This is a genomic window from Paenibacillus sp. TSM33 (assembly GCF_056099025.1).
Genome location: NZ_JBLZXB010000010.1, coordinates 1,152,708 through 1,171,049, shown reverse-complemented (window position 1 = coordinate 1,171,049; position 18,342 = coordinate 1,152,708). Strand labels below are relative to the sequence as shown.

The window sequence follows — 18,342 nt, the reverse complement described above, 5'->3', positions numbered from 1 at the left end:
TGGACAGCACTTCAACCAGCACAGCATCCTACTGAGCAGGAACACCATGTTCTTTGGTTTTTTCTAAAATGCTATCCACAATACGGACGCTCCCCTTGGCAACGACGATCGGTGCTTCGCTCTCACCAGGCGTATATTTAAGGGCGACCGCCTTCTTCATGGAAGGAGAAAGCGGTTCCAAGGGCTCTTTCATATTTTAAGATCGACTCCTTTTCAGTCAAAGGCGGCAGGATAGAGGGCAACCTGCGGATGAGCATCGTTTTTCCAGCAACCGGCGGTCCGATAAGAAGGATATTATATTTGTGATTATCTTAAAAATCCATAAATAATATCAATTTAAACTTTATCAGGAACGATGTATTGTCGAGTTTACTTTCCACGATGATGTAACTCTAAAAAGAAGACAAGTAAGCCGTCTCCCTTTGGGTAGGCGCGAAGAGGAGAAGCCGAAGGCTTGACGAGCGTTTCCTATTGCCGTCGTAGGCGGGAGTACTGCTTCCATTCTTTATTGATATACTTTATCCTAAGTATAGGATGGATCATCATGGATAACCTGCGATCCCTGATAGATAAGTCTGATGAGAAATTGCAGGAGCAAAAAAAAACCTGAGATGTCAGGTTTTTTTTGCTCTGTGCGTTGCCGCGAATTCGACATTTTATTTTCGCGTAGTGGCGGTAGTTTTCAGTTTTCACTCGTGAGGAAGTGCGTTCAGCAGGTCTGAACGATTAAAAAACCACGACTGAAAGTCGTATATTGAGGGGACTACCCCAGCCAGTATTCCCACGTACAATTACTATACCGTCGTCATGCGGAACGACGTTATGGATCGTCATGGTAGCAGCTCCTTGAAACGGCTTAACTTGACCGCCAAAAATACCAATTTCCGTGATCGAGACAAGTACCCTACTTGAGGAATTAACAAACCCAGCCAGGTTCAAGCGACTTTGGAACAAATGCGGACCTACATTGTTGAGACTAAAAATGAATGCGGTACCTGCTTTAGTTCTTAGGCGACGCGTAGGTTTCAGAATTTTTCTAGAAGAATTTACTTTTCCCATTCGAATCAACTTCCCTTCTTTTGTAATAATATAGAATATGCTAGTTTTTATAGAATCGAAACAGACAAATAGATTGGAAAAAATGACCATCTTTATCAGTAGGCAATAAAAAAAGCCCTCACGATGTCAGGGCTATGGTCGTAAACTTGATTGGAGTGAGCGAACGAAAAACGAAGGAGAGCTGCACGATTGGAGAAGATCTGCTGACCGTAAATTTGACGCTTTTATGAATCAGCAGAATATTATGCATTCCCGCTACAGCGATGACTAACGCACGTTTGGCGTATAACTGACCCAGCACATCGCTGTAATCCTCCATATTACTGGCTAGTTCTTCTTGCTCGTACAACGCTATATGCTCCCCTCGGGATAAATGGTCATAGGAACGGATTATGACTTGCTTACTGCAGTACAATTTTGATCGGTCACTTGGCCGTCTGGGATGCCTTGTGCATGATCATTAACCGGGATAAGATCCACCAGATGGCGTATGACATATAGCGTAAATACGTATATCTGTAATTAGACGAGCCTCGCTTGCGTTTTCCTGAGGAAGCAGCACGGATCGAATCCCTCTCGCTTGGCCAGATCAACCATAGACAAACCCCAATTTACAGGACGAATGCTGCCATCTAGCGCCAGCTCGCCAATAATAAACAGCGTTCGTTCCCCCACTGGTAAAACAACCTGCTCACTGGTTGTCAGCAAGCCTAAAGCGATCGCAAGATCAAAAGATGAGCCTTCCTTACGCAAATCTGCAGGAGCTAAGTTAATCGTGACTCGCTGGGACGGATATTTGAAACCGCAATTTTTGATTGCTGCTCTCACACGCTCTACTGCCTCTCGAATCGCTGAATCCGGCAATCCGATAATCGCGGTTTGAGGCAAGCCATTGGACAAATCAGTCTCAACTTCGATCAGAACGCCATCTATCCCATACAGACAAGCTCCATGTAATTTTCCATACATACCAAAAAAGCACCTCTCCTCATATTGAAATGTCCCGCTCGGGAATCATTGCCTATATGAAAAAAGGTGCTTCCAAATTTTCATTTATTGCAAATATAATGTTCTAAACTTAGCTCTCCACCCTAATTTCAAACCCTCAACTAAGCTTATCTGACGACAGATTATTTGTCAATTAAGGTTAGCTTATCGGCTACTGGAGTACGTGGTCTTGATTCCGGGATAACATCAGGATAGCCTGCATATATCATTCCAATTACCTTCTCACCTGGTTGAATTCCCAAGCAATTACGGAACTTAGGCGAATACAGAAATGGTTTTGTCACCCAAAACGTTCCGATTCCTTTGCTCCATGCAGCAAGCATAAAGTTCTGTACAAGCGCGCTGACCGCTGCAAAATCTTCATCCCAAACCGCTTGACGCGGGTCTTCTTCCATCACCACTACAAGCTGTATCGGGTTGTGTAAAATCCCGCTTTCAAACTTGTTATCCTTACCGATATCAGCGGCAATTGCCTCTGCAAGCTTTTTGCGTCCATCACCAGCAAACAACAGAAAGCGCCAAGGTTCACGCATTTTATGATTAGGAGCCCATACCGCGACGTCCAGCAGTTCTTTAATCGTATCTACCCGAATAGAGTCGGGTTTGAATCGTTTAATCGTCCGGCGTTCCTGAATTACATCTATGACATGTTCACTAAAGGTATGCTTTGTCACGTAAATCCTCCTTCACAGGTACAACGACTAGATTAGATATTCATTATAGAATTAAAATGATAACTATTCTCAGTAAAATATACCTGCAGCTTTCCTTTCTGTCAACCTGTACATATGAATTCACTCATGCGCTCCAACCTTCGTAAAAGTTCTTACTCTTTTAAAATGCATCTATAAAATGGTCCGTAACAACAGCCGTTTCATCAGATAATCGTACAGAAATCATATCGAAACGGATTGGAGCATCTCCAATTCCGTTCATATGCAAGTATACTACGGCTGTTTGGCGAACCTGGGTTATTTTACGTGCGGTAACTGATTCAGCTGGTGTTCCATATTTGGAGCTACTTCGGCTACGTACTTCAATAAACACGAGTATGTGCTCTTGCTTGGCAATGAGATCTATTTCCCCGCTGCGGCATCGCCAATTGCGCTCCAGGATACGATAACCCAGGTTTTCTAAAAACAAAGCCGCAGCCTCTTCGCCCATCACTCCTTTGGCTTTCCGTTGATCCTTGCCTCTCGTCTTCATGTCATGCCCCATCACCAGTCATCTCTTGGAGCAAGCCGATCCATTTGATATATATAGGTTAGCACCTCCGCTACCAACTGATAGAGCTCAGCAGGGATTTGCTCGTCCAAATCAAGTTTGGACAGTACTTCAACCAGCGCAGCATCCTCCTGAACAGGAACACCATGCTCTTTGGCTTTTTCTAAAATACTGTCCGCAATACGGCCGCTCCCCTTGGCAATGACAATCGGCGCTTCGCTCTCACCAGGCGTATATTTAAGGGCGACCGCCTTCTTCATGGAAGGTGAAGGAGGCTCCAAGGGCTCTTTCATATTTTAAGATCGACTCCTTTGTACGGTTGAGGCACATAGCTTTGTACCTCGGAAGAGGTGGGGCTGCTCTGTTCAGTCCTTATGGGCATAGGCTCGGTTCGCAGCGTTAGAAGTTGGTAGCCTAGCGACTCCAGCGCGGTGTGAATGGAGTCACGTCCACTGGCTAGCAGCGAAGCCGCCCAAGCCTGATCATTATGAAGCTTGAGACTTACAATCCGATCTACAACCTGCACATCCACCAGCGTCGGACCAAGCCCTTTCATGTCCAAATCAAACCAAAGACGACAGTTGGAAGCATCCAGTTCTCCGCGCTTGCCGCGGCGGGACTGAATCTGGATTGTAGCTGTTTCACGACCATCCGGTCCAATGAACGGTATAAACATGTGGACTTGTGCAAAAGGCGCCGTTCGGTCTGTATTGAGCAGTAGCTGCTGACCTGTCAGGTGCTGTACAACCTGCTGTGCCGCATCTTTCAAAGCAGGCGGCAGGCCGTCACTGCTCATTAGTTGGAGCAGCGCTCCTTTAACCGTGTCTGCGGCCGCTGACACGGAGTCGTCTGCCGTAGACGCTAATCCCGGCAGCGTCTGCGGTACTCCCTCGGGCGGCTCCGTACGTGCCCCCGTCCCTTGTGCGAGCTGCGCAGTCGAGCGGTGTACTTGCTGCTCGTGCTCTGCACCGAGCAGCTTCAGTATACGCCCTACCCACGGGTCCTCCGTAGGGCTGAGCTGCGTGCTGGGCTTCGCTGACTGTGTAGCAACGGCATCCGCAGTCCGCGAAGCCCCAACCGCTGGCTGCGCTCCCTCTCCCGTGGACTGATCTGGCGCAGCCGAGCTCAGTTCAGGCGGCACTGCTGCGCGCAGTTCTTGCAGCAGGAGACGCAGCCGCTGGATCGGCGCCTCTAGCGTAGCCGAATTGCCTGCCGCGGAGGGCGGCGCAGAGCCAGCAGCTTGCTGTGCAGACGGACGGTCTGCCGTGACTGCGTTTAAGGCAGACTTCGTTCCCGTAGGCTCTGCCGTGGCCGGAGCTGGAGCACCATCGGCATCCTTAAGCTGCGTACCTGCCGCAGTAGCTTGCTGTTGTTGCTCGGCCTTGACGCGGGAGCCATTTAATGCATCAGCAGCGCCTGATTTAGGCGCATTTGCACCAGCGTCCAATACCACTGTCGCTCCTCGTCCGCTACCTGCTTTCGGTTCTTCTGAAGCAGTCCCGTTGGCTGCAATTGCGGTAGATCCCGCCGGAGTATCCGAATCTGTAGCCAAAACACTCGCTTCGCTCACTGTAGCAGCGAGATTTGCTGCCTGAGTCCCTTTTAATAATTCCTTGCCGCCCATGGCTTGTTGTCCCGTTTCTGCCTGCTTTGCAGTGGCAGAGGCAGAAGCATCCTTCGACAATGTAAGTGCTTGGCCTTCCTGTCCATCTGCAATCACCACAGAAGAAGTACCTGTTGGACTAGCTGACGTTCGGTCAGCGCTTTTTATTGTTGCTTCTCCTACTGAACGGTCAGTGGGCGTTCCCTGTCCTTGCTGCTTTAACACCGCTTCAAGTTCTTGCTCCAATGATGACAACAGATCATTTAAAGGAGGCCCAAACATCGTTTGACGCAATCCATTTATGCTTTCGGCCGTTAATGGAAGTCCCCGCTGAAAGGCAACTGCCGCTGCCTGCACAAACGTTCCCAATTGTACATTGCCGCTTTGCTTCGACAAGGCTTCTTGTAAAGAAGCCGCATTTTCCGATGTCAACGGCACACCATTCTTTAGCATTGCCTGTATAAGCTCCCTATTTTGAGCTGTATCCGGCAGTCCTACCGATTCCAATACGTCTGTCAGCGCTACGGTTTGCTGTGGCGTATTGGCTGCATCATTCAGAGGCTTAAGTACAGTCATTCCGTTGGAAGAAGCCGGTTGTACCTGCAACGTTGCAGTCTGTCCAGGTTGAAGAGGGGTCTCCAGCTTTGCCCTGACTTGAGAACCCTGTATTTGCAATACAGCCTCGTCGCCGTCCTCAGACACCTTTAATACGACTCCTCTTACGACCTGGCCTGGCTGCATATCAAGTTTTTTCGCCTCTCCCGCCTTCACATCTCCAAGTAATCCCCGGAATACAGATCCGATGTTCATATCGCCCCTCCTCTCACTCTCCCCCTATTCAAAAGGGTCTGTAATATTAGATATACTTTATATCGGTATTGTCCTGATTCATAATAAGTATCTACAGATCAAACAACGTCGGTTGCTCGGTCAACAAATTGCCTAAAAAGCTGCGTCTATGCATTTCTGTAGGCCCTAGCGCCAAAATTTGTTCTCTATGCAACTTGGTAGCATAACCTTTATGTATACCAATCCCATATTCCGGATATTTCGCATCCCATTCACCTTTGCATAGCCGATCACGGGTCACCTTGGCAATGATAGAAGCTGCCGCAATAGACTGACTGTTCGCATCTCCCTTAATGATGGATAGCTGAGGAATTGGTACATCTACCTTTTCTGCATCCACAAGTAAATAATCAGGAGACACATGTAAAGCCTCAACCGCCTTTTTCATTGCTAAACGAGCTGCTTGTTTAATATTGATATCATCAATCATCCGCGCGTCTACATAACCAACTCCTACAGCAACCGCCTTCTCCATAATCAGTTCGTAGTAGGCTTCTCTTTTCTTGTCCGTCAATTTTTTGGAATCGTCTACCCCCTCCAATAACTCACCGACTGGTAAAATGACTGCTGCCGCCACAACATCTCCAAACAGACATCCACGCCCTACCTCATCAATACCTGCAATCCGCTCACAAGATTGTTCCCAGCATTTTTTTTCATAGTGCAGCATGTCCTTTACTGCGTTCTCTTTAGCTTCCATATTCAATACCTGCCCATCTTTACGTAGTTTAAGCTTCATTAAATTGCCGTAGCTCTAGCGATTGAATTCAGCTTACCACAGACCTCTACCGTTCAAAACCTTTTTCTATCTACCTTTACATACCAAAAAACCTTCCTCCTCTCCGGAGAGATGGGGAAGGTTCTTCCTTGCCACAAAATGCAGTGATGTATATCAGATGTACCAGCTCTATCAATATGGTGCTTCTAAACTGAATCGTCCCAGCTTCCCTGCACGTAGCTCACGCAAAATAATTTTTGACGCCTTTTCGAGATCTACACGCCCGCCACTAACAATACAGCCACGCTTACGTCCGATAGCCTCCATAACGCTCACAATATCATCTGGATTTTCTGTATCCTCAGGACGTTCGGTAAGCTCAAAACGCTCTGCCATGGTATCCCAATAATATTGGACAAAATATTTTGTCGCGAAAAAGGCAATGTCCTCTACATTTAGAATTTCTTCCTTGATCGCACCTGTAACTGCCAGACGATAGCCGACGTTCTGATCCTCAAACTTAGGCCACAAAATACCTGGTGTATCCAACAACTCAATTTCACCGGTCTTGATCCACTGTTGTGCCTTCGTTACTCCTGGACGATCACCCGTAACTGCAATATTACGTCCTGCCATTCGGTTGATCAATGTCGATTTGCCGACATTCGGAATACCGACAATCAAAGCACGTATAGGACGCGGATTCATTCCCTTCGAAATCTGCCGGTCTATTTTTTCCTTAAGTAACAGCTTGGCCTGAACCGGAATTTCTTTAAGCCCCGTCCCTGTCGTGGCGTCCACCGGAAAGGCCACATGCCCCTGCTCCTTAAAGTAGGCAATCCATTGCTGTGATACGACAGGGTCCGCCAAATCTGCCTTGTTCAAAATAATCATTCGCGGCTTGCCTTGCAAAATATCATCAATCATCGGATTTCGGCTGGAAAGCGGCAACCGAGCATCAATCAGCTCAATAACCAAATCAATCAGCTTTAATTTTGCTTCAATTTGGCGGCGCGCTCTGGTCATATGACCAGGAAACCATTGAATCGTCACCGTCATCACCCCATTGAGCGTAACCCCTACATTTACCCCTAGGCTCCTAGTTAGGGTTACGGCAGCTATGCTGCTTATTAGTTATTTCTAGTGGTTAATCCACTGCATATCTTTCACCGGCCAAAAAATGACATCAGCCCGGCCCACGACTTCCTTCAAATCAATATATCCAATCATCCGACTGTCTGTACTATTGGAACGGTTATCGCCCATAACAAAAATATGCCCTTCTGGAACTTTTCCATCCTTAAACTTTTCATTTGGAAAATTGGTAAACTTATTGTAAAGTTCTCCATTTTGATGTGCTTCTTCCAAAGGAGCCTTGAGATAAGGTTCTTGAATCGGCTTACCATTTACTGTAATCGTGTCACCTTCTACCTTGACCGTATCACCCGCAACGGCAATGACGCGCTTGATGAAGTCTCTTTTTTCTTCCGGGACATGGAACACAATCACTTCACCCGGTTTAGGAGCACGAAAATCATACAAAATTTCATTTACAATGACGCGTTCTCCGGTATGAAAGTTAGGCTGCATCGACGGGCCATCCACAATAAAAGGCTTAAAGAGAAGCCAGCGGATTAAAAAGACAAGCACTAACGCAATAATGATGGCCTTGAGCCACTCAAAAATCTCATTTTTCGGTTTACGCTTGGGCGTACCATTCTGTTCAGTTGGCTGCTGCACAGCTCCTTGTCCTACTTCTTGCTCCATAGCTCACTGTCCTCTCTTTACGGTCAATAATCCACAGTTCCCTATGTACGTAGAAAAAACGAAAGGAGCTTGTAACCAAGCCCCTTTCGTTATTCGTTGTATTAACGACGAATTTCTTTAATTCTCGCTGCTTTACCGCGCAGTTCACGAAGATAATAAAGCTTCGCACGACGCACTTTACCACGGCGAGCCACTTCGATTTTATCGATTTTTGGGGAATGAAGCGGGAAAGTTCTTTCCACACCTACACCGTAAGAAATTTTACGAACTGTAAAAGTCTCACTGATTCCACCACCACGGCGTTTAATTACTACACCTTCAAACAACTGGATACGCTCACGAGTTCCCTCGATAACTTTCACGTGCACTTTCAAAGTGTCACCAGGACGAAAGTTAGGCAGATCTTTACGCAGTTGTTCTTCAGTAATCGCTTGGACGATATTCATCTATGACTCCCTCCTTCCGTACAGGTGTTCATGTTTCTTCTGGAAACTCTTCTGCTTCCTTCATCATCCACAGAGGACCACCGTATTACACACAACAGATGTATTGTATCATGGAGGTTACCGCATTGCAACAACAAAAAGGGATTTGACCAAACATTATTTAATTGACTTCATTATAAAACAGGTCACTGTCTGCTTTCAAATCCACTCATGTTAATAATGCTTTATCGCTTGTCCCCCGAACTGTCCGATTGGTGCTGCTCCTCAATCCATGCGCGATCCTTGCTTGTCAGTTCAGCTTGTTCCAGCAAGTCCGGTCGACGTTCCATCGTGCGACGTAACGCCTCTTGTCGTCTCCAAGAGTCAATATTGACATGATGCCCGGATAAGAGTATATCCGGCACTTTCCAGCCCCGAAATTCAGCAGGCCGGGTATAATGGGGATATTCCAGCAGTCCTGTACTAAACGAATCTGTTACCGCACTCGTTTCATTCCCCAACACTCCTGGTAATAACCGTGTCACACTATCGATGACGACCATGGCTGGCAGCTCGCCACCAGTCAATACATAATCTCCGATCGAAAGCTCATCCGTCACCAAATGCTCTCGAATACGCTCATCATAACCCTCATAATGTCCACATATAAAAATAAGATGCTCCTCTTTGGCCAGCTCTTCCGCTTTTTTTTGCGTAAAAGTCTCTCCTTGTGGACACATCAAAATAATACGCGGAGTTTTTATGTCTGCGTTATGTTCGGCATCTTCATGTCGAATACCTTCAACGGCAGTTTCAAATGCTGGTTGCTCTGATTTATCCAACAGCGCCTCCACGGCAGCAAAAATAGGGTCAGGCTTCAAAACCATGCCGCCCCCACCACCATAGGGCGTATCATCCACTTGCCCATGCTTGTTGCCGGCATACTGGCGAAAATTAACCGCTTGCAGTGATACAATTCCCTTATCCCTTGCTTTTCCCAGAATGCTTGCATTAAAAACTCCATCAAACATCTCTGGAAACAGGGTCAGTACATCCACCCGCATTACAGCAGACCTTCCATTAACCGTACTGTAACCCGTTTTTCACGCACGTTTACATCCAAAATAACATCCTCTATATACGGCAATAGCAGTTCCTTACCTTTAGGCATTTGGACTACCCATACATCATTGGCTCCCGGTGTCAAAATTTCTTTTACCACACCGAGCTCAGCTCCGTCTTCCGTTACTACTTCCATACCAACTACTTCATGAAAATAGAACTCGTTTTCTTCCAATTCTCCTAGCCGTTCAGCAGAGACCTTCAACAAAGTACCTTTATATTTTTCAACATCATTGATGTTGTGATATTCCTTAAATTTTACGATAACCATATTTTTTTGAAAACGCGCTGTTTCTACAGTTACGGGAATCGGTGCTTTGCCATCTGCTGGAACGATCAATAGCTCGCTGCCTTTGGCAAACCGATCCTCAAGAAAATCAGTTGTCGTTAATATTTTTAGCTCACCGCGAATTCCATGTGTATTCACAATTTTCCCGACATTAAACATTTGCTGCATCGTGTTCCTCCTGCATGTGATCGGTTCCGCTCCATATCATCTTCATCATGTACGAAAAAGGGTTAGGACATACATCCTAACCCACTTTCGTATATCTTTAAGATATGATGTCTACGGTAACCCGTTTATCCATCTTAACGGCTGCTGATGCAACCACAGTGCGAAGCGCCTTGGCGATACGTCCCTGCTTGCCAATGATCTTGCCCACATCCTCAGGATGTACACTAAGCTCATACACTACAAGTCGATCCTTCTCCAAGGTCTTCACGGTCACATCATCCGGATGATCGACTAAAGCCTTAGCAATGATTATCACTAATTCTTCCATGGTTGACCCTCCGTATCAGCACCTTATTTCTGTGTTTTAAGCTCATGAAACTTTTTCAACACGCCCGCTTTGCTAAGCAAGTTGCGAACTGTGTCGGATGCTTGTGCACCATCTTGCAACCATTTCAGCGCTTTATCTTCATCAATTTTTACAACCGCTGGTACTGTAATAGGGTTGTAGTAACCGATTTCTTCGATAAAACGACCGTCACGCGGGGAACGAGAATCAGATACCACGACGCGATAGAAAGGAGCTTTATGTGCACCCATACGTTTCAGACGAATACGAACTGCCACGAAAATTCACCTCCTTCAAAAAGTAGACTGTATATTGCTATCCCATAATCCAAAGGTCTATCGACCTTTTAACGGAAAGGAAACTTCATACCTTTGCCCATACTCTTCAGCTGCTTCAGAGCCTTGTTTTTGCCACCCTTAGGTCCCATCATATCTGAGAACTGCTTCATCATACGACGCATTTCGTCAAATTGCTTAATGAGACGATTTACCTCAGCCAGCGATGTTCCACTACCTACAGCAATCCGCTTGCGACGGCTATGATTAATCATGTCTGGGTTTTGCTTTTCCTGTGTAGTCATCGAATGAACGATAGCCTCAATCCGGCCCATCTGTTTGTCATCCACTTTGATGTCTTTCATTTGCTTCATGTTGCCCATGCCAGGAATCATATCAAGAATCTGGTCGATTGGACCAAGCTTCTTAACCTGATCCATTTGCTCCAGAAAATCCTCGAAAGTAAACTCGGCATTGCGCATTTTCCGTTCCATTTCCTTCGCCTTATCTGCGTCGATATTGGACTGGGCTTTTTCAATTAGGGACAACATGTCACCCATACCTAAAATCCGTGAAGCCATCCGTTCAGGGTGAAATGGCTCCATCGCATCCAGCTTTTCACCCAATGTAGCAAACTTGATAGGGCATCCGGTCACAGCTTTAACCGACAAGGCTGCACCCCCACGAGTGTCGCCGTCCAGCTTTGTCAGTACAACTCCCGTTAACTCAAGGCTATTGTTAAAGTGCTCCGCAACGTTAACTGCATCCTGTCCTGTCATGCTATCTACAACCAGCAGAACTTCATCTGGTTTGACATTAGTATGAATCTGGCGCAACTCTTCCATGAGTTCTTCATCAACATGAAGACGACCGGCAGTATCTATAATAACGTAGTCATTACCGTTATCCTTAGCATGCTGCAAACCCTGTTTTGCGATTTCCACCGGGCTTGTCTGGTCTCCCAATGTAAATACAGGTGCGTTAATCTGCTCACCGAGAATCTGAAGCTGCTTGATCGCGGCAGGTCTGTAAATATCGCCAGCTACAAGCAATGGACGATGGTTTTGCTTTTGCAGCAACTTCGCCAGCTTACCTGACGTCGTCGTCTTACCTGCGCCCTGGAGACCCACCATCATGATGACTGTAGGCGGTTTGTTTGCTTTGGCAAGCTTGGCCTGACTGCCACCCATCAACTCGGTCAATTCCTTGTTTACGATGTCGATAATGACCATACCTGGCGTAAAGCTGTCCATAACTTCCTTACCAACGGACTTCTCCTTTACCTTGGCAATAAAGTCCTTTACAACCTTGAAGTTAACGTCCGCTTCAAGCAAAGCCAATCGCACTTCACGCATCGCCTGAGCTACATCATCCTCAGACACTTTTCCTTTGCCGCGCAGTTTACTGAATACATTTTGCAAGCGAGTCGATAATCCTTCAAATGCCATACTTTCGCACCTCCTTGTCTACCAGGGTTGTTAGTTCTTCATTTATATATCCTACAATTCTTGCAGGCGATTTACAATTTGTTGGACATGTTGCAATGTACCCTCATCGGGCTTACCAACTTTACCGAATGCATCATATAACGTCGCATTCAGTTCCTCTAAATCTTGGATTCTACGTTCATGTTTACTTAGCAATCCAAGCTTTTCCTCATACATTTCTAATACCTGTTCAGCACGTTTAATATGTTCATAGACTGCCTGGCGGCTAATTTGGAATTCCGATGCAATTTCCCCTAAAGAAAAATCATCATGGAAGTAATATTTTAAAAACATCTGTTGCTTCTCTGTAAGTAGAGGTTCATAGAAGTCAAACAGTCGGTTAATCCGGTTTGTCTTTTCCAGCCGATTCTCCTGACTCATCGTGTATACCTCCATCGTCAAGGAAAAACACTTTACAGTTCTTTTCAACGTTCCTTATCATACATAAAAGAAAAGAAGATGTCAAGCGTTATCCCTTGTCATACAAAAAAAAGCCGATCCACAGCCCTTAACGGGAGTATGGATCGGCTTTTTCGCCCCTCTCACTCACACCCTTACCGGCGTAAGATACAGCAGAACAGCCAAAAAATGAAGTATGCTGCCTGCTAAAACAAACAGATGCCAGATTGCATGGTGATATGGAAATGCTCGCCACACATAAAAAATCGTGCCTAACGTATACATAAGACCACCTACGAACAATAGCGTCATCCCTCCGGCGGGAACAATGGCCATCAGGGGATTCCAGGCAATTGTAATGAGCCAGCCCATTATAATGTAAAACACGGTAGACATAAACAGGAAGCGTTTGGTGAAGAACGCCTTGAACAGTACACCAAACAAAGCGATCCCCCAAATGACTCCAAACAGCGTCCATCCCAAAGTACCCCGCAAGGCAACGAGCATAAAAGGGGTGTAGCTACCTGCAATGAACAGGTAAATACAAGAATGATCGAATATTTCGAACAAATCCTTCAATTTTCCTTCACGCAGGCTATGAAGCAACGTGGAATTGGTATACAGCAACAGCATAGTAATCCCGTAAATTGTAAAACTTACGACATGCCAAGCAGTTCCTTTCATGCTAGCAAAAACAATGAGTAGCACAAGCGCCGCCACACTTAAAACGGCTCCAATACCATGTGTAATCGCGTTAGCTACTTCTTCCCGTCGGGAATAAGTATAGGTGTTTGCCATCGTTTTTCACCCGGCTTCCTGAGTAATATTTTTATACAAGAAATTTATCCCGGCATCATCAAACCTTTTGCTTTCATTATACAATTGAGCCGACTTAAGCAGCAACAGAAGCACTCCCTAGTCCCAGACTTATAAGCAAGTCTAATCGAACGGATTAATTCTGCTCTTCCTCGCCACTAGCAGTTGCTTCGACAGCCTCTTCTTGGATCAAGCCAGCGAACAAGGCATGAACGAATTGTTCTGAATCAAACGGTTGAAGATCATCCACTTTTTCACCTAAACCCACCAGCTTAACAGGCAAATTCAATTCCTGACGGATGGCAACAACAATCCCACCCTTTGCTGTACCATCCAATTTTGTCAGTACCAGACCGGTTACGCCGCTCTTCTCACCAAATAGCTTGGCTTGGTTAAGTGCATTTTGTCCAGTCGTCGCATCAAGTACCAACAAAACTTCATGAGGTGCGTCTGGAATTTCACGCTGGATAACGCGGAATATTTTGTTCAATTCCTCCATCAGATTGCTTTTATTCTGAAGACGTCCAGCTGTATCGCACAACAAAACATCTACTTGACGCTGCTTGGCAGCCTGTACGGCATCAAACATAACCGCAGCTGGATCAGAACCAGAATGCTGTTTAATGACCTCTACTCCTGCCCGCTGACCCCAAACCTCCAACTGTTCAATCGCGCCCGCCCGGAACGTATCTCCAGCAGCCAACAATACTTTTTTGCCCTCTTGTTTAAAACGGTGAGCTAACTTGCCAATGGTCGTTGTTTTGCCGACTCCATTAACGCCTACGAATAGAATGACTGTAATCCCGTCTGGATTCATTTTGAGCTGACTATTGTCATTGCCCCGCAGCAACTCAGACAGCTTTTCCGACAGTACAGGCTGTAACTCGGATGCATCCTCGATTTTGCGTTTTTTCACTTCTCCCCGCAAGTCTTCAATGAGGTTCATAACCGTATTGACACCTACGTCTGCTCCGATCAGAATTTCTTCCAGTTCCTCATAAAATTCCTCATCAATTTTTTTACGGCGAATCATCAGGTCCGTTACTTTTTCAACAAAACCTTTACGTGTTTTTTCCAAGCCGTCTTTAAACTGCTTTGTGACCGATTCCGTTTTGCTTGCGATGCTTTCCTTTAATTTTCTAAAGAAACTCATGGATTCCCTCCGTTAATCTGAAAGTATGTTATTTGATGTCAGGCAATCTCAGCTTCATCGTTATCCAGCTTGACAGAAACAAGTTTAGAAACCCCGCCTTCTTCCATCGTAACCCCGTACAGCACATCGGATTCTTCCATGGTGCCCTTACGGTGTGTAACTACGATAAACTGTGTCTGCTCTGAGAATTCTCGTAAATACTGAGCAAAACGCACCACATTTGCTTCATCTAATGCTGCCTCTACTTCATCGAGTACACAGAATGGAACAGGTTTAACGTGTAAAATGGCAAATAACAAAGCCATTGCTGTTAAAGCTCGTTCACCACCTGACAACAATTGCAAGTTTTGAAGCTTTTTACCTGGAGGCTGAGCTACAATATCAATTCCTGTCTCCAGCAATCGTTCCGGGTCAAGCAACACAAGGTCTGCACGTCCACCTCCGAACAGCTTGGAGAAAACCGTTCCAAATTCGCGACGAATTGCATCGAATGTGGTCTTGAAGCGTTTGGACATTTCATCATCCATTTCACGAATAACCTGATAGAGCGTTGTCTTAGCCTCTACCAAATCAGACTTTTGCTCATCGAGAAACGTATAACGCTCATGTACTCGCTGGTATTCTTCAATGGCGCCCAGGTTGACCTCACCCAGTGCAGAGATCCCGCGTTTGAGCCTTTCCACCTCACTCTGCGTACCTTCAATATCTTCTGGTATAGGGTAACGCTGCTTGGCCAGCTCATAGCTGAGTTCATAATCATCACTTAATTTTTTCAAAACATTTTCCAGTTCCACGTCAAGTCGGTTGACTCCAATTTCTGTTTGGCGAAGCAGTTCCTCCACCGACTTAAGCTGAATTCGCTGTTCTTTTGTGTCATTCTCAGCCACTTCCAGTTTTTTGGACAAGCTGCTGCGTGCAGCCCGTTTGAACTCCAATTGCTGTGCAGCTTCTTCCTTTTTCAAACGGTATTGATTGAGATTCTCAATCTGTTTCACGGTCTCTTGCTCATTGGTGAGCAAATCCGCTTCGATGGAAGCAAGCAAGGTCTTGTTTTGTCTTGAATCCTTACCAAGGGTATCATAATCCCCACGCAATCTGCGAATCTGCTCTTCCAATGAAAAGCGCTCTTGGTCCAGCTTGCCTTCTCTTACCTTGAGATTGGTAAGCTCTCCTTGCAGCTGCTCTTTGGCTGATTCATTCGCTTTACGCGCAAATTCGGCAGCGTGAATGGCCTGATGCGTTTTCTTCTCTTCTTCCTCCAGCGCAGCTAACTTTACCAGTGCTTCTGCACGGGAAGCCTCCAGCTCCTTGATTTCCTGGTCAAAGCCCTTTTTCTCCTGACCAGACGCAGCTACCTGCTCCAGAACATGACGAAGTTCATGCTCAAGTTGTTTGAGCTCCATTGCCATCTGCTGCTCTTCGGTCCGTTTCACATCACCGCCCTGGCGCAGTTCGTCCAGACGGGTCTGTGTCTCCTCCAACTGTCGTTTGGTATCTATTGCACTCTGACGCAACCTTGCAATTTGCTGTTCCGTATCTAGAATGTCTTGATCCAACTGATCCAGCTGACGTTTACGGCCTAGCAGATTAGCATTTTTCTTGAACTGGCTCCCCCCAGTCATGGAACCACCTGCATTGACAACATCGCCTTCCAGCGTGACGACACGATACCTATATTGGCAACGGGCTGCAATACGATTGGCATCTTCCAGCGTACGGGCAATGACCACATTCCCCAAGAGACTGCCTACGATTCCGGCATATCGATCATCATACTGAATAAGATCTGCACCGATCCCGACAAAGCCTTCAGCGCTCTCCACAATTTGGCGTTCCCCCGCACCGATCTGGCGCGGACGGATAACATCCATAGGCAAGAATGTCGCTCTGCCCAATTGACGTTGCTTCAGAAAACTGATCGCCTGTCTGGATACCGATTCATTTTCCATCACAATATGCTGAACTGAAGCACCCAAAGCAGTTTCCATTGCATGCTCTAAATGCTCAGGTACTCGAATGAGCTCCGCTACCGCTCCATGCACACCGTGCAAAGTTCCCTTGCGTGAAGCCTTTAGCACCTCTTTAACTCCGAGCATGAAGCCGTCAAAGTCATCCTGCATTTCTTTCATCGTATCTCGCCGTGAAATTTGAGCCTCTCGTTTTTGTTCCCATTTACGAACGGTGCCCTGGTTTTCTTCCAGTAGTTTTTGCAGAGCCTGGTACTGTTCACTTCCCTGAATATAGCCGCTGCGCAAACTGCTAATTTCCTGTCCCAGCTTCTGAATCGTTGCTTCCAATCCTTTTTTGCGCTGTTCAAGTTCAGCTTTCTGGGCTTCCCATTTGCCGGATTCATCACTCACTCGATTCACTCGTCGTTCTAACGCTTCCTTCTGTTGGTCGGTATAACGAATTTCGTTACGCGCCTGTGCCATCTGATTCATCAGCTCCAGCAGACCACCCTTAAGGCTTTCTTCCTGCTCTTGGCTGATTCCACCTGTTACGCCGATCAGTTTGGCCTCTTCATCAGACAGGCGCGCACGCAACTCGTCCAACTCTACATTCAGTGCTGACAGCTTCTCGTTTAGCTGATCCAGTTCGCTTTTGCGTTCGGAATGCCGTGATTCGCTTGTGCTGAGTGATAAGATCAATTGTTCCCGATTGGCCTCCAAATTGCGTGTGCGCTCTTTGAGCAATTCACCGTAGCCTTCACTTTTTTCCGTAGCTTCACTGTATTGCAGCAGATCCTTTTGCAGACGTTCTACTTGCTCTTCCAGTTGCCGCAATTCATTACGGTCGTTTTCCAGCATTGCATCATGGCGGGACACCACTGTAGACAATTGAAGTTGCTCCTGCTGCAACAAAGCTAGTTTGGAAGTTGCTTCGCTCCATGAAGTGTGAATTTGTTCAATTTGATGAACATACATCGAAATTTCTTTTGATTTTAATTCACTGCGCAGCTCTTTATAATGAATCGCCTTTTCAGACTGCTCCTTAAGAGGTCCAATCTGATCCTCCAGTTCACTGACCAAATCATGAATACGCAGTAAATTTTGCTCTGTTTCATCCAGCTTGCGAACCGCATCTTTTTTACGTGATTTATATTTTACAATACCCGAGGCTTCCTCAAAAATACCCCGTCGATCCTCAGATCGGGTACTCAGAATTTCTTCAATACGTCCTTGCCCAATAATCGAATAAGCTTCTTTACCAATCCCTGTATCCATAAACAGCTCTGTAATATCACGAAGTCTGCATGATTGACGATTAATGAAATATTCACTATCCCCACTCCGATGCACACGTCGCGTTACCGTCACTTCACCAAAATCCAGAGGCAACGCCTGATCTTCATTATCCAGTGTAAGCGATACTTCACCGTAATTAACTGCCTTACGAGCGTCACTACCTGCAAAAATAATGTCCTCCATCTTGCCGCCACGCAGTGATTTGGCACTCTGTTCGCCCAGCACCCAACGAATTCCGTCGGAAATATTACTTTTCCCGCTTCCATTGGGTCCGACGACTGCCGTAATGCCGCGGACAAATTCCATTTCCGTTTTATCTGCAAACGATTTGAAGCCCGCCAGCTCAATGCGCTTTAAAAACATCCTCAATCTCACCTCTAACATTCAAA

At 46.2% G+C, this 18,342-nt stretch carries 18 protein-coding genes and 3 pseudogenes; all 21 read right to left on the bottom strand.

The window, feature by feature from the left end; translation table 11 throughout:
- Positions 1 to 31: 31 nt before the first annotated feature.
- A pseudogene (locus tag ACN6NF_RS09415) lies at positions 32 to 193 on the bottom strand (EscU/YscU/HrcU family type III secretion system export apparatus switch protein); the annotation flags it as partial.
- 7 nt (positions 194 to 200) lie between these two features.
- Positions 201 to 299, bottom strand: a pseudogene (locus ACN6NF_RS09410) (ATP-binding protein); the annotation flags it as partial.
- 427 nt (positions 300 to 726) lie between these two features.
- Positions 727 to 1,059 carry a hypothetical protein gene (locus ACN6NF_RS09405; protein WP_474317082.1) on the bottom strand — a complete coding sequence of 111 codons (333 nt, stop codon included), beginning with the start codon at positions 1,057 to 1,059 and terminating at the stop codon, positions 727 to 729.
- A gap of 229 nt (positions 1,060 to 1,288) precedes the next feature.
- Positions 1,289 to 2,028: pseudogene (locus ACN6NF_RS09400) on the bottom strand (magnesium chelatase domain-containing protein); the annotation flags it as partial.
- Positions 2,029 to 2,189: 161 nt separating this feature from the next.
- The gene (locus ACN6NF_RS09395; protein ID WP_474317080.1) at positions 2,190 to 2,741 is read right to left on the bottom strand and encodes a nitroreductase family protein; all 552 of its coding nucleotides are present in this window, start codon (positions 2,739 to 2,741) and stop codon (positions 2,190 to 2,192) included.
- A 160-nt stretch (positions 2,742 to 2,901) separates the two neighbouring features.
- Positions 2,902 to 3,285: a YraN family protein gene (locus ACN6NF_RS09390; protein WP_474317561.1), complete on the bottom strand. Its 384-nt coding sequence runs from the start codon at positions 3,283 to 3,285 to the stop codon at positions 2,902 to 2,904.
- Positions 3,285 to 3,584, bottom strand: a complete 300-nt coding sequence (locus ACN6NF_RS09385) for an EscU/YscU/HrcU family type III secretion system export apparatus switch protein (RefSeq protein WP_474317078.1) — start codon at positions 3,582 to 3,584, stop codon at positions 3,285 to 3,287. The genes ACN6NF_RS09390 and ACN6NF_RS09385 overlap by 1 nt, the downstream gene beginning before the upstream one ends.
- Positions 3,581 to 5,704 carry a prolipoprotein diacylglyceryl transferase gene (locus tag ACN6NF_RS09380; RefSeq protein ID WP_474317076.1) on the bottom strand — a complete coding sequence of 708 codons (2,124 nt, stop codon included), beginning with the start codon at positions 5,702 to 5,704 and terminating at the stop codon, positions 3,581 to 3,583. Before ACN6NF_RS09380 ends, ACN6NF_RS09385 begins: the two co-directional genes overlap by 4 nt.
- A gap of 91 nt (positions 5,705 to 5,795) precedes the next feature.
- Positions 5,796 to 6,482, bottom strand: a complete 687-nt coding sequence (locus ACN6NF_RS09375; RefSeq protein ID WP_474317073.1) for a ribonuclease HII — start codon at positions 6,480 to 6,482, stop codon at positions 5,796 to 5,798.
- A 171-nt stretch (positions 6,483 to 6,653) separates the two neighbouring features.
- A complete protein-coding gene (ylqF, locus tag ACN6NF_RS09370; protein WP_474317071.1) occupies positions 6,654 to 7,514 on the bottom strand; it encodes a ribosome biogenesis GTPase YlqF in 861 nt (286 codons plus the stop codon).
- Positions 7,515 to 7,601: 87 nt separating this feature from the next.
- Positions 7,602 to 8,228: a signal peptidase I gene (lepB, locus tag ACN6NF_RS09365; RefSeq protein WP_474317068.1), complete on the bottom strand. Its 627-nt coding sequence runs from the start codon at positions 8,226 to 8,228 to the stop codon at positions 7,602 to 7,604.
- A 101-nt stretch (positions 8,229 to 8,329) separates the two neighbouring features.
- Positions 8,330 to 8,674 (bottom strand): 50S ribosomal protein L19, encoded by a 345-nt coding sequence (gene rplS / locus ACN6NF_RS09360; protein ID WP_007429998.1) that lies wholly within the window; start codon positions 8,672 to 8,674, stop codon positions 8,330 to 8,332.
- Positions 8,675 to 8,898: 224 nt separating this feature from the next.
- On the bottom strand, positions 8,899 to 9,717 hold the full coding sequence (gene trmD, locus ACN6NF_RS09355) for a tRNA (guanosine(37)-N1)-methyltransferase TrmD (protein ID WP_474317065.1): 819 nt from the start codon (positions 9,715 to 9,717) through the stop codon (positions 8,899 to 8,901).
- Complete coding sequence (rimM, locus tag ACN6NF_RS09350; RefSeq protein ID WP_474317062.1) at positions 9,717 to 10,232, bottom strand: ribosome maturation factor RimM; 516 nt, start codon at positions 10,230 to 10,232, stop codon at positions 9,717 to 9,719. Before rimM ends, trmD begins: the two co-directional genes overlap by 1 nt.
- 97 nt (positions 10,233 to 10,329) lie before the next feature.
- The gene (locus ACN6NF_RS09345; protein WP_013370648.1) at positions 10,330 to 10,560 is read right to left on the bottom strand and encodes a KH domain-containing protein; all 231 of its coding nucleotides are present in this window, start codon (positions 10,558 to 10,560) and stop codon (positions 10,330 to 10,332) included.
- Positions 10,561 to 10,583: 23 nt separating this feature from the next.
- On the bottom strand, positions 10,584 to 10,856 hold the full coding sequence (rpsP, locus tag ACN6NF_RS09340; protein WP_013370647.1) for a 30S ribosomal protein S16: 273 nt from the start codon (positions 10,854 to 10,856) through the stop codon (positions 10,584 to 10,586).
- Positions 10,857 to 10,924: 68 nt separating this feature from the next.
- Positions 10,925 to 12,301 carry a signal recognition particle protein gene (gene ffh, locus ACN6NF_RS09335; protein WP_025676852.1) on the bottom strand — a complete coding sequence of 459 codons (1,377 nt, stop codon included), beginning with the start codon at positions 12,299 to 12,301 and terminating at the stop codon, positions 10,925 to 10,927.
- Between the two features lie 51 nt (positions 12,302 to 12,352).
- Complete coding sequence (gene ylxM, locus ACN6NF_RS09330) at positions 12,353 to 12,721, bottom strand: YlxM family DNA-binding protein (protein WP_474317060.1); 369 nt, start codon at positions 12,719 to 12,721, stop codon at positions 12,353 to 12,355.
- A 165-nt stretch (positions 12,722 to 12,886) separates the two neighbouring features.
- Positions 12,887 to 13,537, bottom strand: a complete 651-nt coding sequence (trhA, locus tag ACN6NF_RS09325) for a PAQR family membrane homeostasis protein TrhA (protein ID WP_013370644.1) — start codon at positions 13,535 to 13,537, stop codon at positions 12,887 to 12,889.
- 154 nt (positions 13,538 to 13,691) lie between these two features.
- Complete coding sequence (ftsY, locus tag ACN6NF_RS09320) at positions 13,692 to 14,708, bottom strand: signal recognition particle-docking protein FtsY (RefSeq protein ID WP_474317057.1); 1,017 nt, start codon at positions 14,706 to 14,708, stop codon at positions 13,692 to 13,694.
- A 38-nt stretch (positions 14,709 to 14,746) separates the two neighbouring features.
- A complete protein-coding gene (gene smc, locus ACN6NF_RS09315; RefSeq protein WP_474317054.1) occupies positions 14,747 to 18,316 on the bottom strand; it encodes a chromosome segregation protein SMC in 3,570 nt (1,189 codons plus the stop codon).
- Between the last annotated feature and the right edge of the window lie 26 nt (positions 18,317 to 18,342).